Source organism: Petrocella sp., from assembly GCF_059865615.1.
Genome location: NZ_JCBCDA010000035.1, coordinates 1 through 17,884, shown reverse-complemented (window position 1 = coordinate 17,884; position 17,884 = coordinate 1). Strand labels below are relative to the sequence as shown.

The window sequence follows — 17,884 nt, the reverse complement described above, 5'->3', positions numbered from 1 at the left end:
ACCTCGTCTATAATTCGTCATAAAGGACCGTTGGCACCAAGTGCATCTCATGATCAAATTCTATTTTTAATGTGACTCTAAATATTGCTTCACTATTTTGAGGAGGCATTAACTCCATGGCAGTAACTTCCTCAATTTTGTCCTTAGCATCCTTTGTGCATAACTTTAGATTTAAGTCTTTATCCTTAACCATAATAAGCCCCACCGATGCAAAGTCTGAAGCATAGTGGCTACCTGATTGTGCAATTGTCAAGAAACGCTCTATTTCACCCTCTTGAACCATTACACCAAAGTCTTTTTTTAAACGTCCAATATAATTCACTTTTTGATTTCTATAAGGTTTTAAGGACCATAATGAAGCCCCTTTTGATGCCGCGTCCAAATCTTCCACCAAGATACTTATTCTTTTTTCCTGAAGGTGATACTTTGGCCATAAGTTTCTGAATCCGTTTCCCATAACCACAACCTCACAATCACCCTCTAATATATTAAGCTTGTCTAACTGTTTTTCAAATAATGACTCAATAGGTTCAAAAGCTTTCGTTAATTCAGGTGCATACATCTTGGCCTGAAAAGGTGGGTGTGCAAATTTGTAGGTTATTTTTACATCATTCTTGCCTTGATAAGCCCTTAGAATATATAAATAATATGTTTTACACATATCCTGAATCTGTCTAATTTCTTCTTCATCCAAATTTTTTCTTTTATTATGACTTAAATAAGCTGTGCTTATTAATTTTTCTATTTCTTCTAATATAGCATAACCAGATAAGGCTTTTGACTCAATGATGAGATGGATGGTTATATTTTCCCCTAAGCGGACATCATAGACTCTAAAGGCTTCATGACCGAAATCCATAAAGTAGCATTGTTTCCTTTCAATTAGACTATAGCCTTCCAAGAAAGCGAGCATCGCTTCGGAATTAGAGATTACATGGATCTGTAATTTACTCAATCCTTTATATGATTTTTCTAAGTATAAGGTTACAGCTTCTTTCAATATTAAGTGCGCCCTATAATCAACTCTATCCGGTAGGGTTATGGTCAAGCCCTTAATCATACTATTAGGATTAATATTTTCTAAATGCTTAAGCAGTTCACTGATATAAATGGCAATTAAAGTTTCAGATTCGTAATTAACACTCCCTATTTCAAATATTTTTCTCTCATAAAAGGCTAACAATAGGTTCTTAAAAAATATCGTATCTTGACTTATATGCATCATGACGGCCTCTTCACCAATGAGCCATGTCGCCTCCTTGACTAAATACGCCATCTTGGCCGGCACATAGATTTGTCCATATCCACCTGTCCTATCCAACATAACCGGTTTTTTTGTCCGATGTTCTAACGCACTCATACTTACTGTATGATGCCCAAAATCAACACCCACATAATAATGGTTTTCATGAATTCTAATGAGCTTCATTAATAACCTCCTTGCTACTTGGCTGCAATGACCATGGCTCTAATAAGTACGTCGGATTTTGATTGATACCCAACACTCTGGCACTTGATAATGCTCCCTTTTTCAAACCCTTCTATTGATTCTGCTAAAATAGCCTCATGTATTTTCCCATCAAATTGATTATGCTCATGGGGTTCAATAACTGTTATATGTACCCTATCCAATGCATTCATAAGAGCACGTTGCGTTTCTATTAACAGTAAAGATAATGCCTTTACATGGTCACCTTCCAAATCCACAAGTTTTTTTAGTGAATGGCGCATCATCTCTTCGTATGTTCTTAGTTCAAACAATATGTCGTTTTTGAGATAGACTATATTTTGTTTATGAACCTTTTCTTCAATTAGAGCCATTTCTTTTAGATAATGGGTCTGAACATCTAACAATCTTTCCGTCAACCCATCTATAGCATCTTCTAATAACCCTTCAGCTTTTTCTCCAATCAACATCCTCATATCGTAGAGCTTTTTGTCCTCTATAATACTGATATCTTTCTTGACCAACTGATATTCTGTATCTTTTTCTTTTAATGTATCGTATTTCATATATATTGTGTCACAAATGGCATCTCCAATTTTTTGACCTTCTGTTGTTTTGTATTTCAAGTTCAGATTCTGGAGGCCGACCACTAATTGATCAAATATTTCCAGTATATGACAGCTTAGAATTTGATAGTTTGTGGATTCTTTTTTTACTTTCATCAGCAGGCTTTTATGTGTTTTGTATAGTTCATCGTACATCAAATGAATAAAAGCTTCATGACTATTTTGATGGTTCTCATCCACATATTTTAACATTGTATTCAAATTGTCTTTATAGATGGACATGTTTTTTTCTATTGCTTGCTTAATGCTCTCATCTGATAAAAAGTCGATTTCATGTACTTCAATTTGCCTGGTTCTGCTTAACTGATCTTCTTTCATCAAAATCCTCTCATAACCATCATGTATGATACTCGTTAGTGCCTCAAGAAAATCCACTTCTTGACGCTTTAACGCACCTTTAAAGTCATCTACCTTAACCATCATAAGGACTTCCATAACCTTTTTTTGTTCCAATAAAAGACCTATATACTTCTTTTTCTCTACACTATCCCATAAATCATCAAGAATATTTTTTATAATTTCTTTTACCGGTTTATCTATAGCTTCAAAAAACGATGATATATAACTTCGGATATAATCTAACAGTTCTACTTTGGTTATGTGGCTATCAATTGCACATGTCTCATGAAGCATGTCCATTTTCTTACGGTAGGCTTCTTTGATTTTAAGAATCCCACCACTTATGATTACCATACGTTCATAGGCAATCGGATTGTCCTTGCCATTTTCCAAATTAAATATAGCATTTTCTGCCATTTCTTTAATCCCGGTAACGAAGTCCACCAATTGCTTATTTTCTATTCGAATTTCATGATCGCCTATAAAACGAATATATTTTTCATATATGCTTTTGGTATCTTTCATCATATAATATAAACTTTCAAAACTTTTTGATTCATCTTTGTTTTTTAGATTCTGATTTATTACCAAGAGCATCCTTGATGAGATATTCTCAATCTGGCATTTAATAAGATTACAAGTTAAATCTTCAATTGCATGCATTTTGACCCTATATTCAAGTACAATCTTTTCTATCTCATTTTCTTTTATAATTCGATTCATGTTTGCCTCCGATGATTAATATAATTGGTCGACAGCCAACATAGTTTCTACACCTGTTGTGCTTGTACTTGTGGCTATAACTGTCATTAGATGATTTCGATTAACTCTAAAAACAACCTTCACCTTTTCTTCACCTCTTGGCGCGTTAGGAATGCCCTTTAGTGTCGTGGCTCCCAACCTTTTCATACCTTTTTCTGTTACAAATTTCAGTCGCTTCCCACCATCGACTAATGTATCTTCATAGACAACAATGGCCATACTAGTAATATCATCATAGTTGGTGTAAAGTAACTCTTCCCCTTCAATCTCAAGACCTTCTTCAGGAATTGACATGTTTGCCTCAATAATCTCCATAAAACGACGTCCTGCTATTTCTAATCCCAATGGATGAACTGTCTTTTCTAGTACTTTGGGGCCTTTAATAGACGGTAACATAATCATATTGCAATAATAAGCCGCTCCTTGAGAAATACTAAGAGCAGGACTAATCATTGTTTTATATGGCGCCTTCTCAAACTTGTTTGTAATCTGTTCTACTACCTCGACAATGGCTGAACTTCCTCCAACAAGGAATACTTCATCCACGTCCTGAGGCATAAGACCTGCTGCTTCTAGGCATCCATCTACACAGTTCATCGTTCTTGCAACTAAGTCTTTAAGAGAAAACCCTTCCATTTGTTTGAAATCCTCTGGGCTTTCATCCAACTTATGCTTTCTTCTATGATTGTAATAAGCCTCACGGCTTATTACAAGGCTTATGTTAATCAACTCCGGTTCCTGTAGCAAGGGTGCTAGGACTATTTTGGTGGAAGTTGTCTTGGATAACTGTTCTTTTGCATGATTGGCTACTTGTTTTATACGAACTAAAGCCATTTTCTTCTGTTGGTTTGATACACCATCCTCTTTTGATAAATCAAATAAGTTGATTTTATGACCCGTTGTCTCTAAAAAAGCATCATAAACCATATCCATCATTAAACGATCTAAATCATCTCCACCTAAATGATTGTCTCCGTATGTGCTTGTAATAGATATCTCCGGCTCTTCATCTTGTATAGATCTTAAATTCAAAAGACATGCATCAAATGTTCCGCCTCCAAAATCATAAACTAAAACATGACTATTTTTCGTAGCTATTTGTGCATAACTTATGGCAGCTGCAGCTGGTTCAAGCCTTAAAAATATGTTCTCTTCCATAAAACCCGCAACCATAGCTGCATAACGCATCTTATTTTTCTGCTTGTCCGTCGAGTTGGCCGGTACCGTAATAACACAACCGCCAAATTCGCCACTAACATGTTTCTCTTCATGGATATAATCATTTGCCTTGATCTTTATATAGCTTAATATCTGAGCTACAATATCCTCCGGCTTGAAATCATAAGTGGTCTCTTCTACTATCACCTTTATAGGTTGATCTTTTTCTAATAGCCTTTTCACTGATAAAACCGTGCTTTCTGGATAGATAATGGCTGATTCTTTTGCTTGGATACCAAAAATGCTGTTGAGTTTTCCGGCTACTTCCAAATCCATTTCAAATTGTATAGCAGTTGGAAATATGAGTTGTCCATCGATAGGTATTGTATAAACATTGTCTTCATCATAATCATAGACGCTAACCACAGTGTTTGTTGTACCAAAATCGATACCTAAGAAAAGTCCTTTTTCAAATTCTAGTGTTAATGTCCCCATTTTTTATCCCTCACAGTATTTCCATCGTATCCCGGATGGTTTTTCTAATCCCTATATGATGTCTCATGATTTTATCCAAACTTTCATTATCTTTCATAATTTGACTCATCTTAACTGTATTAATAACATCGAACCCATTCCATTCGTTTTGTGGTTCAAGAAATTGAGACTGAACAAACTGATGGCTTTCTGTTATATCTTTTTTTCCATCCTTAGAAGACTCAACAAAATAATAGTCTACGTGGTCCAAGTAAAAAGTAATTATATAACCGATAAAAAGACCAAAAGCAACATGCTTCATTTTAAGGGCCTGATATGTCTCTTGTCCGTCTGCTCTATAATGCATGGTCACATCCATCTTTGATCTACAATTATAAGAAAAAAATGTGCCTTTTCTAAATCGACTTGTTTCTAAATAAGGAATGGCTAAATTGGCAAACCACGGAAATATTATACCATTCTTTACAGCGTTTTTGATAAGATTATTGGAAATTACTTCGTTTTTTTTGCCATAGTGATCATATAATTTAAGTAGCGCCAACCCGATTGGAAAGGCCTGTCTACAATTATAAATGTCTTCTTCAAACACTTCAATAAGTCTATAAGTGCCGTAAGTTTCTTCAATTAAGATACGTGCAGCATAATATCGATCTAAGGCTTCGTATACAATTTCATCATAAAACATTTTTCTGTAATTCAAATAAGCTTCATACACCCGTTCATGATGCAAGCGCGTTATCATACCTTTATATAAGACGCGCTCCATATAGGTTTTTGATGAAACGCCTATTGCTTGCATTTGATCTAAAAAATCCAACATATGACCTAAGCAATCTTCGTATGTTTCTGCTATGGTTTTTAGAACCACAGGATGATTGATTTTTACCTTGTTCATTCTATAGGCTAACTCATGAGCATATTCTGATTTTTTTTCACGTAGTCGCTTTAGGATAGTAATGAGAATTTGGCCGTCATCACGTTTGAGCAAACCTTCCTGTTCCAGTATCATAAGGTCTTTAAAGCGCTCTTGGTTTAGTAATAAATTGACATATGCTTTATAGTACTTATCTGAAATCAGTCGGATTATTATCTTTAATTCTAATTGGTTCTCTAACCATATAAAATCCAGACCATCAATACCATGTTCCAATAGATCTTTAATGATTTTTTCGTCTATCAAAACCAATTGCTTTAGACCATTATTTGAAATCAATGCTTTTAGTTCAATCCATTGTTGTCTCTCTAAAAGATATTCTATTTCTTTTAGAATAAGCACACTCTCATCCTTGTTCATATTCTCATGCATACATGTAGGTAAAAAGTCATAATACAGCCTTCTATACATACCATAGTAATTATCATTTGGACGTGCTTTCTGACTATATTGTTTTAAGCAATATGCCATTTCATCATGAGTTAGATTCTGATATACGGTCATCAAAGTCAGATTTTCAACTTCAATGTTTAAACGGTTATAAAAAGCAGATTTTATATAATATGTCATTAAATCTTTTATAAAAATTTTATCCTTTAATACTTCAGCATAAATCGCATGCGCCTCTGAATCAATTCTTTTTTCTCGAATCAGCGTTGTACAAAACAATTTTTTCAGATTCATGGAAAATCTCATTGTGTATAAAATATAACATAGATTACTGTCTAACACTTCCGTCTGAATGACTTGATAATATCTGTTCTCAATAAGATCAATCCATTTATCCAATAGCATGTTTTTTGTTAATGCCCATCTTAACAAGGATCTATAGAACTTTGATGATCCCAATGGAACCATCGGTTTTTCATTTAGTAGAACCGTTGCTTCCGCATAAAGAAATGGGCTTCTTATACCTTCTATATATAACTTTTCAAAGTCATAAAAAGTAAGACGTGTCGGATTAAAAAGATGCATACGAAAAATTTGCTTCATCGGTGTCATAGGCCATTTTTTTACGATATCACTTACTTCATCACCCTTTAACCAGCTATAGAGTGTAGTCATCAACTCACTATAGTTTTCCGAGTCAAGGTCTTGATAATAATGCTTATATTTTGAAAGTGCCAAGAGCTGATTGTTGACTTCATCCACCTCATCTAAATCAATTAATAACAAGATATAAAAAAGTTTAAGATTCATATCGGTCATATGATAGGCTATGGCTTGCTTAAGTACTACTAACGTTTTATTTATAAGATGCTTTTCATGATTCAAAAGATAAGATCTGTATAGCTTATGAATCTCAATGAGAGATTGTTTGAACTCCATTTCGGATGTTATTTTCGTATCAACTTGCAAAATTTTGAATTTGGTAAAGGTTAATTTATATTCAATATGTTCGTATCCAAGTTCAGTGTGTATTTCCAATGTTAGATGCTTCTCAATAATCGGAAAATACCTCTTAAAATAACCATTCCTTAGCTTGGAAAAAAAAGATGTTTTCAAATGAACATCTAGATGGTTCATTTCTTCAACTGTTATAAAGGCATCTTCAACCATTAAGTCTTTGTCTTTCTTTATTACTTTAACCGTTATGGGGTATATTTCATGATTGTAAATAAGAATTCTAGCCTTTTCTTGAGTGCTATATGATTTTTTATTCATGACAATCTGATAGGTTTTTTTTTGAGGTAGAAGTTGAGCTTTTGATTTTTTATTATTGGGTTCGATCCATTGATTTGAATACGTGGCTGTTTGAATGATTTTCCCCTTTATTGTGATCTTCTTCTCCCCGCCTTGGTAAGTGAATAATAAAAAACCATCTATTTCTTCGCCAAGTTTATATGCCTTAGCATCCACTTCATAAGCCAAATCCGTTTTATTGCCTTCAACCTGTTGGCGCTCTATACGTATACCTTTTCCATTTGCTTTTACATACGCAAAAAAATAACCTTCACCTATGTTTTCCATAAAGATTTTACTACAATATACTTCACCTTTTTCAATGGTTATATTTATTTGCTCAACTGAGTATACCGGCCTTGGTAACAGTAACTCATAATCTGCCTCAATTCGTTTTTCAAAATCATAATCCATTATAAAATTCTCCTTGATCTTGCACTTACAATATATCCATGGGAGTGGTTTTAAGGTATACTTATTATATCATTCCTTAAGGTAGCAAACAACGCATAGAAACGAATAGATATCTTGCAAACTTTTTATATCTGTGTATAATTAATCTAACCACACATCTAATGTACAATTATAGGGAGGTTATCTCCATGGCAAACATTAAACAGCACTTTCATGGTAGTGATTTAGAAAAAATTGCCGCCCATTACCATTTAATCCCAACCGATATTATCAACTTCAGTGGTAACGTGAACCCTCTAGGGCTCTCAGCCACCATACAAGAAGAACTGGCAAGACAAATTCATTTGATTGCAGCTTATCCTGACCGAGACTATTTAGACCTTCGAAAAACCTTAGGGAAATACATAGGTGCTCCCTATGAAGATATTCTGGTTGGTAATGGTTCAACAGAATTAATATCTCTGTTTATCAAAGTACTGCACCCTCAGGATGCTTTAATCATTGGACCTACCTATTCTGAATATGAACGAGAAATATTTATTAATAATGGGAAATCCAGATACTTCCCTCTTCTTGAGGAAGATGATTTTGAAATTAACATTGAAAATCTAAAGCAACACCTATCTGAGCAAACAGACTTATTGGTCATCTGTAACCCTAACAATCCTACGTCAACGTCCATTTCCAAAAAAGAAATGAGAGAAATATTGGATTTCTGTCTAGAGCAAGATGTAGATGTTGTTATTGATGAAACCTATGTGGAATTTGCTGAAGATGTAAATGAAATCTCTGCTGTATCACTAACACCCTTTTACCAGAACCTTTTTATCATTCGTGGTGTATCTAAATTCTATGCTGCTCCCGGCTTAAGACTTGGATACGGTATCAGTGGAAACAAAGCCCTTATTCATAAAATTAATGATTTGAAAAATCCCTGGACCATCAACTCCTTGGCTGCCTATGCCGGAGAACTTATGGTTCAAGACCTTGCTTATATCGATAAGAGCAGGCATTTGATCTCAACTGAACGCCAACGGATTTTAAATGTTTTAGGTCAATGGCCCATGGTTAAAGTTTATCCTGCAACCGCAAATTTCATATTAATAAAACTTTTGAGTGCACATAACAGTTTTGAAGTATTTGAAAAGCTCATCAAAAAGAATCTCATGATACGCGATGCTTCAAGTTTTCCATTCTTATCCAATAAATTTTTAAGGTTTTGTATCTTGTGTAAAGAAGATAATGATTTATTGTTGGATGAATTATTACGCATTCTTCAAGATGACCATAAAACCCAACACTAACAAAAAAACAAGCCATGATTTCAAACAAACAAGAAAAGAAGTTCTGCTCATATTTCCGAACGAAGGAAAGGAACGGACCTTGACGCATTAGCTATGTTTTAAAGCTGAATGCTAGAGTATGACTTTCCTAGAGAATAAAAAAAACAGACACTCTTTTAGCATAAAGATGTCCGCTTTTTTTAATTACTTTAATATCCTGTCCCTTTGTTTGTTTCATGCTTGACAATTGCGATGCCGGCAGATGCACCTATACGTTCTGCACCGGCTTCAATCATCTTAGTCGCTTGCTCATAATCACGAATACCACCGGATGCTTTTACTTTTCCATCATTGCCGATGGTCTTTTTCATCAATGCTACATCTTCAACCCTTGCACCACCCGAACTAAAACCGGTACTTGTTTTAACAAAATCTGCACCTGCTGCCATAGATAGTTCACAAGCTTTTACAATCTCATCTGAGGTTAATAAACAGGTTTCAAAAATAACCTTTACAAGTGCACCTTTTGCTGCTGTTACTACTGCTTTTATGTCTCTTTCAACCAGCTCATAATCTTGATCTTTCAAAGCACCAATATTAATCACCATGTCAATCTCTTCCGATCCTTTTTCAAGGGCTTTCTCTGTTTCATATGCTTTCACCTCAGGTAATACCGCACCGAGTGGAAATCCTACTACTGTACAAGTTTTAACTTCACTATCTTTTAATGCTTCACTCACGAACTTAGTATATACTAAATTCACACAGACAGAAGCAAAGCCGTATTTTTTGGCTTCTTCACATATTCTTTTTACTTCATCCCGTCTTGCGTCCGGCTTTAATATCGTGTGGTCAATGTATTTGGCTAGATTCATGGTTGTCCTCCTTTATTGATTACAGTATCTTTACTTCAGTCTAAGCCTATAAAATACAAGTGTCAATGCAACAACGCCTCACTATGTCATGACATAGGGTCATATCTTCCGGCTGTCATATGCCCAGTGCAACAAGACCTGTCTTTGCTTTTTTCTACAGTTAAGGTCTAGAGGCTGACAATTTTTTCTAATGGCACCGATATGGCGTCTCATGGCTTTCCATCGCTTAATCTGTCTTAGATCTTCTTCAGGTAAGCGTCTGCCAAGATAATATCTACAATACCATTGAAACCAACCCCTAGGGTCTCCCGGATAAATCCATCCTTTATCCTGCCATACCTGTAAGGGTAAGGATGCATCTACTTTGAAGTAATTAAGACGGATGTCTTTCTTCTGTGGTGATAGTTTTGCACCTTCAAACCATGAATTTGGAAATTCATCCTTACAGTCCGTCATATATTTACCACCAAAGACACCAAGGGCTAACATCTCTTTGGGTGTCAACTCCGGTTCAAACATTTCATGAAAATTCTGACCTGCTTCTTCTGTAAGATCATAAAACCCTTCTTGCATCTTGTCCTTAAAATAAATGCGTTGATATGCCATGACTGACCTCCAATATATGATGCTCTTATAGTAACATAATGTTGTTACTCCCACATAATTCAAGCATTGCGTCCGGCCATATAGAGGATTGAACCTCTCCAATATGGGCCTTACGTAAAAAATACATGCAAAGCCTTGATTGACCTATACCACCACCCATTGTATATGGCAGTTGGCCATTTAGAAGTGCTTGGTGAAAGGGGTATTTTCTTCGGTCTTCACAACCAGATAATACAAGTTGACGATTAAGGGCTTCTTCATCCACCCTAATACCCATAGAAGATAATTCGAAAGCACGTTCTAATAAGGGATACCAAAAAAGGATGTCTCCATTTAATGTCCAATCATCATAGTCTGGAGCCCGACCATCATGGCGTTCTCCAGAACTGAGTATGTGACCGATTTGCATTAAGAACACTGCCTTTTTTTCCTTGGTAATCCTGTTTTCTCTTTCTTTAGGTGTTAAGTCAGGGAATAGATCTTCCAGTTCTTGAGTGGTCATAAAGGTTATTTCATTCGGCAAAAATTCTTCAATGCTCGGATAGTGCCTAGCAATGAGTACTTCTGTATCTTTGAATATTTTGTAAATGTTGTTGACGGTATCTCTTAAGGTAGATTCATTTCGATCTTCTTTATGGATGATTTTTTCCCAGTCCCATTGATCCACATAGATTGAATGCAAATTGTCTGTTTCCTCATCTCTGCGTATCGCATTCATGTCTGTGTATAAACCTTCACCCACTTCAAATCTATAACGCTTCAACGCCATTCTCTTCCACTTTGCAAGAGAATGGACAATCTCTACTTCTTTATCTCCTATCGCCTTTACTTCAAAGGCAACTGGTCGTTCCACCCCATTTAGATTATCATTCATTCCTGTTTCGGGTCTAACAAATAAGGGTGCGGATACCCTTGACAGTTTTAATTTTCTTGCTAGATCTCTTTCAAAAAAGTCTTTAATAAGTTTAATTGCTTTTTCTGTTTCCTTAATATCCAAATCTGTTTTATAGCCATTGGGTATTATTAGATTTTCCATGGTCTGCTCCATTTGATTATCCACCTTTTCTTGTCCATTCTGATTTTTATCTTATTTACTATCATATCGAATTCTATTATTATTGGCAAGCTGTTATCGGTTAGGGACGGTCTAGATGAAATACTCTTAGTCAAAACTAAGAACGAAAAAAGACAAGCGCACAGTTCACATACGCTTGCCTTATAACACTATATCTTATAAACACTTAAATCTTCACTAAAGCCTGCTGTTATACCTTTAAACGTACTAATGTTTCCACTTAGATTATGAATCTGCTCTGTATAATTGGTGACATTCGCGCTCACCTGCTGTGCGGAGGCGGAGTTTTCTTCTGCAATGGCCGCAAGTGATTCCATATTTGTAAACACTTTTGCGATTGCCTCTGTCTCTGTCTCTAGTTTCTTTGATGTTTCAACCATTTTATTGGCCACTTCTTGTATGGTTTCTTTAGCTACTCCTGAGGCACTAACCGCATGTGATAATTTTTCATTCTCATCTTCAAGACTTGAATATTGATGATCCACATCTGTAACCATCTGACCAATCTCACTTACAAAATCTCCAAGCCTACTGTTTATCTTACCTACAGCATCATTAGTTGCTTCTGATAACTTGCGCACTTCTTCGGCTACAACTGCAAAACCTTTTCCTGCCTCACCAGCTCTTGCAGCTTCGATGGATGCATTCAGTGCTAATAAATTGGTCTGTTGTGATATAGCTGATACTAAAGATACAATGTTGGTAATACCTTGAGCATTATCTTTTAATTTCAAGCCATTTTCTTTTACTTTTTCAAAATGTTTCAAAATAATTTGAATCTCATGGGCTGTTTTTTCAACATTGTCAAAGCTGTCTTCTATTTTCTTAACCGAAACCTCTAACTCATCTTTATTCTCATTTTCCTCATGAGCAATACGTTTAACCTCATTGATGTTATCATTGAGCATATAAATTGAACTTTCAGTCTCCTCAGCTTGACTGGTCGCTGCATATGCAAGTTGTTCCACCACATCACCAATCTCATCTGAAGTGAAGGCCATACTTTTTGAAATCTCATCCATGGTTTTACTGAAAATAGACATCTCATCAACAATACCATTATAACCTTGAAAATCGATTTTCAAACTATCCTTATAAGCTTCAATCTGTTTTAATAGATCTTCATATTGATCTTTGGATGATACAATATATTTTTTGCTATATGTTTTTTGTTGCATCTCTGAAAGGCTCCTACTTAGTAAGTTTAAAGGCTTATTTAACCATTTTGCATTTATTAATGAAGCCAACCCGGATAACAATGTAAAACCAACAACACCATTTAGTCCAATGACTTCCGGTGCAAAAAGGCTTATAATCGTTCCTAAAACAGCTACCATCAACATCGTTCCTAGGCTTATTTTTAGAGATATATCTTTAATGAATCTAAATGAAAAAAATCGATTGAGTGTATAATTATGAATCACTTCAACAGGGTATTCGAATTCAATTTCCAGTGTAAGTTCAGTATCGCTTCGACCTATCTCAACCATAGTAAAGTTCTCTTTAAAATACGATTTGACACCTTCCATAAGGCCCAGGAAATAATCAAACATACCTCTTTTAGAACTGTATTTAAATTGTACTTTATTGGTGCCTATCACGGTCATGTCAAGAGCCGGTGGCTTTGCACCTGAGAATCTTTTCATTACTATCACATGTAGGTCATTCATTGCATTCAAAAATTGATAAGCATTTTCCCTTCTGAAAAATCCTGGATAATCTGTCTTAAATGTAATTAAATTATCGGTACCAATAAGACGCCATAATTTTTTATCTTCCATGTTACCTGCTGAAGCTATATTTGAGATTAAACCAAATACCTGACGATCTTCAACATCTTCTAATGGTGAAAAAACTCGATTAGGATCTATATTTGACTTAATCAAAGCGCCTTCTATTAAATCTTCACCCAGCATTTTTTTACATGTTTTTAACCACGTGGAAACAACGGTACCTTTCATATCAATCACCTCTATATAGTATAGTAATTCCATAACGGTTAAGATGTCAAAACTAAGACTTTCAAAGTATACCAATCTTAGTTGATACCCTAATCATTTATATAATAACATTATTTCTTCTACTTCTCAAGAAGTATTATCAACCGATATTAAATAGTTGCTATTTTGCTACATTTGTTTTACTATGAAACTATGAAAGGAGTTGTTACTCTCATGAAAGAAATTGTTTTTGCAGGTGGTTGTTTTTGGGGTGTTGAAGCCTATTTTAAGCTCATAGATGGTGTTATATCATCTACAGTTGGTTATGCTAACGGTCACACCACCAACCCAACCTATGAAGAAGTTTGCTCAAAAAAAACCGGCCATACAGAAGCTTGCTATTTATCCTATGATGAAAATAAAATAAGCCTTATTGAGCTGCTTAAAGCTTATTGGGCTATTATAGATCCAACTGTTCTCAATCGCCAAGGCCCGGATGTTGGTGAGCAGTACCGAACAGGCATTTATTTCATTGATTCTGAAGACTTAGACACTATTAATGTCTCAAAACTTGAAGAACAAAAAAAATATTCTGCGCCGATTGTCACAGAAATACAGCCCCTTATCAAGTTTTGGAATGCAGAGGCTTATCATCAAGACTACTTAGAGAAAAATCCTTATGGCTATTGCCATATTCCCTTAGACGAACTTCGCAGAAAAATGAATAAATCCTAGTCAATATGCTTAATTGTTATTCTAGAAAAAAAGCAACTAAAGATATATATCTTTAGTTGCTCAAGCATCACATTATAAGTCGTCTCATGGTAATGGGACGATTTTATGCTACTTCTACAGGTGTATTGTCTTTTATTTTAAATAAGATAATACCTGGTGCTATAATGGCAAACACGATGGATAGAATTAGGTATAATGTCGCGTTTTCCGCTGCATACATCTTATAAAGCTTAAAGATTACCATAAAGGACAATACCATATAAGCTAAACTAATCAGTGTACCAATTAATGGAATAACACCTAATACAACTGTTGCTGCAAATCCAATCAATAAAATCATCTCTGCTTTTTCATATTTGTTGGCACCGAATTCTATTGTTCTTACAAGCTTGCCAAGGATATAGATGTTACCGATAGGCACCCATGCTAACCAAGGATTTTCAATGCCTTGGTTCTGTGCCATTTTCATAAGACCCATTGCCATCAATACATAATTAGCAATACCAATCAAAAAGAACAAAAATATAAACCCACCAAATAGTGCAAAAATTGCGCCTCCATCATTGTACATATCATTTCTCCCTTTTCTTTCTGTTTTTCAACTCTATTATTAGTTTCACAAAATGGTTATAGAGTCAAAACCAAGTTTTTTAAGTTCAACTGTATTGTTTTGAACCCTTTACCATAAAATACTTTAATTATATTTTAGTATTTTAATGATCATTTGTCAATGCCAACCTTATCTACAGCAGATGCTTGACTAACGATTCAAAATGCCTACCTCGTGATTCAAAATTCTTATATACACCATAGGAAGCGGCTGCCGGTGACAGTAGACAAATACTGTCTTTGGCCGTAATCCGCTTGCCCATAGCAACCGCTTCTTCCATATCCTTGGCCAAAAAAAGTCGGTCCGGGTGTTTTAATCTGCTATATTGCTGGTGGCCTGTTGTCGGTAGCAGTATAACTTTTATTTTCTCATGATTATTGAAATAATCCACTAGACACCCATAATCTACCCCTCTGTCCATACCGCCAATAATAACTGAATCCACATTTCCTAATGCGTTAACGGCTGCAATGGTGGCCTGAGGTATTGTTGAGATGGAATCATTATAGAAATCTACGCCATTGACACGTGCCACGAAAGCCAACCTGTGGGGTAATCCTGGGAATTTCTCAATGACCTTTTCTCTTGTTTTTGATTGCTTATAACCTAATAATAAGGTTATATATACAGCCACACCAATATTGATTAGGTTATGATCGCCCATTAAATGTCTTTTTAAGTTCTGATCTAAGTGCACTGTGTTAAAATCACCTGTCAAATCTATACCACTAGGGGTCACGATTAGGCCGACTCTTACAGCTTCATTCTTTGTAATTGGTATAAGCTTACTTTTGTACCCATCCAGTCTCTTTGGGATTTCTTCATCCAAGGCGCTATAAATCAGAACATCTTCATTGCTTTGATACCGACCTATGTTCATTTTGGCTTCTGCGTAATGATCATAAGACGCATAGTGATCCAAATGCTCTTGGAATATATTAAGTATGATACTATACTTAGGTGATACACTGACCGTTTCCAATTGATGTGATGATAGTTCATAGACAAAAAAAGTGGAGAGCGCCTTTGGGGGGATATGGTCAAAAGGTGGTTTCCCAATGTTACCAATCAGCTCAACATTCATACCTTCTCCTTTAAGAAGCTCATATACTAACGTAGAAACTGTACTTTTACCTTTTGTTCCTGTAATGCCAACCATATGGTCTTTATAAACTTTGATAAACTCATTGCTTTGAGACGTTATTTTATCTGGCTCTATTAAGCCTTTTATATGCATTAAAGGTATGCCCGGACTTTTAAAAACCAAATCAATGTCTTTGTCAAAATCTAAATACCGTTCTTTTGGATAAAAATAGGTCGATGTATCTATTTTTTGAACTTGCTTATCCGGTTGGGCAATATTCTGATCCATAATCTGTATAAGGCATTTATCAGTAATGGACTTGATGAATCGATAAGTTGAAATACCTTCTTTTCCAAAGCCTAAAATCACAATTTTTTTATTATCAAATTGGTCCTTCCAATATGTTATCATAACTTTTCCTCAAGCAATCCCAAATAGTGATCTGGTATATCCTTTTCTTCTTCAAACTTACTCGGTGGATTAATCGTGTCTAGGGGTATGATTTGTTCAAAAACTTTGACCAGACTTGGTTTTAGTTTGTTCTTTTCTTCAAGTTCTTCAATGATGTGTTTCATAGACCAACGAATCTCATCGATGGTACCCACACATTCAAAAGGTTTAACCTCTTTGACACCAATGAGTTCAAGAAATATGGGTTCCAAATCCATGTTATCCAACAGATTATAGCCGAAGATACGTATCAAGGCTTCTTCTGACATATAAGGCGCTAAAATAATGAAAACAAAAAGACATTTGGAGCAGTGACCACACCAACTGTTATCCTTCTTACCTCGGTTGCAACTTCTAAAAACTTCATGATATGCCTCGTGCTTAGCAAATCTTTCTGCTATATCTATTTCATACAATGGTCTAAGTAAACTAAAATAATTAATGTCCCGAATCAAATAACGGTTCACATAATTATTAAAATCCTTTTCAAATTCATAGCTCTTAGAATATTGGTGGTTAAAGCTGGCACCAATAACCGTTGATTCATTGGCACTGCGCTCATTAGATAGGGGAATGTAGCGTTTACCGACTAAGGCTGCCCCCATTACCGCAATAAAGCCTAATATGGCCGAAAAAGGCACATGACCGTTAAGAAACCCTTGATCGTTCATCTTTAGTATTTTCTTATCTATATAACGTTTGGCCAAGAGATAATTCTTATACCCGGCAATATGAATACAATCAATCGCTGCTTGAGGTGGACTCATCACAAAACACAGATTATCCTCTTTCATACCTTTTAGAAGCTCCAAGGTCACCACGGAATCCTTACCACCTCCTACAGGAATCAAGTTCCCAGACAAATCCAAATCCATCTCTTCAAAAATATTTGGCCACTTATGGTCACAAATAAAATGAACCAAATTAGGTTCCGTCACCTCATCCGACATCCCATTTAGGTAAATCAATTCCCCTAGTCCGTGATAAAATAATTTTTGCCACCATTTTTTTTGATCAACATCAATGGTGCCACATGCAATCACATATGATTTGGGACATACACTCTTATAATAATTAATTCCTTCAATCAAACCAATAGAGAATATGAGGGCATCTAATTTATTTAACTGCTCAAGATTCAGTTGCTCCTCCAACTCGTGTATCAGTTCGTAACTGACGCGATGAAAAAAAGTTATAGGCGTTTGGTTGTCACCTTCTAACCTGTACTGATAATTCAGCATCAACTTCTCATCTATGGTTTCCACCTGATAACTTTCATATACAAACCTATCATATTTTGTTGATAATCTATGGTATTGCTCCAAGCTCATAATAATCCCTCCGATATCCACCAAGGCCCTATAGGAC

13 protein-coding genes are annotated in these 17,884 nt (G+C 35.4%); 2 read left to right on the top strand and 11 right to left on the bottom strand.

Annotated features, from left to right (window positions below):
- Window positions 1-7 precede the first annotated feature (7 nt).
- Genes AC6F8J_RS04425 through AC6F8J_RS04410 form a run of 4 tightly spaced genes read right to left on the bottom strand, consistent with a single transcriptional unit; the run spans window position 8 to window position 7,858 of the window.
- A complete protein-coding gene (locus AC6F8J_RS04425; RefSeq protein ID WP_500721325.1) occupies window positions 8-1,429 on the bottom strand; it encodes a DUF5716 family protein in 1,422 nt (473 codons plus the stop codon).
- A 14-nt stretch (window positions 1,430-1,443) separates the two neighbouring features.
- Window positions 1,444-3,135 carry a nucleotide exchange factor GrpE gene (grpE, locus tag AC6F8J_RS04420; RefSeq protein ID WP_500721323.1) on the bottom strand — a complete coding sequence of 564 codons (1,692 nt, stop codon included), beginning with the start codon at window positions 3,133-3,135 and terminating at the stop codon, window positions 1,444-1,446.
- Window positions 3,136-3,150: 15 nt separating this feature from the next.
- Window positions 3,151-4,827, bottom strand: coding sequence for an Hsp70 family protein (locus AC6F8J_RS04415; protein ID WP_500721322.1), 1,677 nt, complete (start codon window positions 4,825-4,827; stop codon window positions 3,151-3,153).
- A 10-nt stretch (window positions 4,828-4,837) separates the two neighbouring features.
- On the bottom strand, window positions 4,838-7,858 hold the full coding sequence (locus tag AC6F8J_RS04410) for a DUF5717 family protein (protein ID WP_500721320.1): 3,021 nt from the start codon (window positions 7,856-7,858) through the stop codon (window positions 4,838-4,840).
- A 188-nt stretch (window positions 7,859-8,046) separates the two neighbouring features.
- Between AC6F8J_RS04410 and AC6F8J_RS04405 the strand changes: the two genes are divergently transcribed.
- Window positions 8,047-9,162 carry an aminotransferase class I/II-fold pyridoxal phosphate-dependent enzyme gene (locus AC6F8J_RS04405; RefSeq protein WP_500721318.1) on the top strand — a complete coding sequence of 372 codons (1,116 nt, stop codon included), beginning with the start codon at window positions 8,047-8,049 and terminating at the stop codon, window positions 9,160-9,162.
- A 188-nt stretch (window positions 9,163-9,350) separates the two neighbouring features.
- Here AC6F8J_RS04405 and deoC read toward each other — a convergent pair whose 3' ends face one another.
- The 4 genes from deoC to AC6F8J_RS04385 form a co-directional block, all read right to left on the bottom strand.
- Window positions 9,351-10,016, bottom strand: a complete 666-nt coding sequence (gene deoC / locus AC6F8J_RS04400; RefSeq protein ID WP_500721317.1) for a deoxyribose-phosphate aldolase — start codon at window positions 10,014-10,016, stop codon at window positions 9,351-9,353.
- 99 nt (window positions 10,017-10,115) lie between these two features.
- Window positions 10,116-10,622 carry a hypothetical protein gene (locus tag AC6F8J_RS04395; protein WP_500721315.1) on the bottom strand — a complete coding sequence of 169 codons (507 nt, stop codon included), beginning with the start codon at window positions 10,620-10,622 and terminating at the stop codon, window positions 10,116-10,118.
- Window positions 10,623-10,647: 25 nt separating this feature from the next.
- Complete coding sequence (asnA, locus tag AC6F8J_RS04390) at window positions 10,648-11,658, bottom strand: aspartate--ammonia ligase (protein WP_500721351.1); 1,011 nt, start codon at window positions 11,656-11,658, stop codon at window positions 10,648-10,650.
- Between the two features lie 188 nt (window positions 11,659-11,846).
- Window positions 11,847-13,658: a heme NO-binding domain-containing protein gene (locus tag AC6F8J_RS04385; RefSeq protein ID WP_500721314.1), complete on the bottom strand. Its 1,812-nt coding sequence runs from the start codon at window positions 13,656-13,658 to the stop codon at window positions 11,847-11,849.
- Between the two features lie 213 nt (window positions 13,659-13,871).
- Here AC6F8J_RS04385 and msrA point away from each other — a divergent pair, with 213 nt between their 5' ends.
- A complete protein-coding gene (gene msrA, locus AC6F8J_RS04380) occupies window positions 13,872-14,372 on the top strand; it encodes a peptide-methionine (S)-S-oxide reductase MsrA (RefSeq protein ID WP_500721312.1) in 501 nt (166 codons plus the stop codon).
- Window positions 14,373-14,475: 103 nt separating this feature from the next.
- Here the strand turns inward: msrA and AC6F8J_RS04375 are convergent, their stop codons facing one another.
- The 3 genes from AC6F8J_RS04375 to AC6F8J_RS04365 all read right to left on the bottom strand — a co-directional run.
- Window positions 14,476-14,943 (bottom strand): hypothetical protein, encoded by a 468-nt coding sequence (locus AC6F8J_RS04375; protein WP_500721311.1) that lies wholly within the window; start codon window positions 14,941-14,943, stop codon window positions 14,476-14,478.
- 172 nt (window positions 14,944-15,115) lie between these two features.
- The gene (gene murD, locus AC6F8J_RS04370) at window positions 15,116-16,477 is read right to left on the bottom strand and encodes a UDP-N-acetylmuramoyl-L-alanine--D-glutamate ligase (protein WP_500721310.1); all 1,362 of its coding nucleotides are present in this window, start codon (window positions 16,475-16,477) and stop codon (window positions 15,116-15,118) included.
- On the bottom strand, window positions 16,474-17,884 hold a 1,411-nt coding region (locus AC6F8J_RS04365; RefSeq protein WP_500721308.1), incomplete at its 5' end, for a MurL-like N-terminal domain-containing. The genes murD and AC6F8J_RS04365, both read right to left, overlap by 4 nt.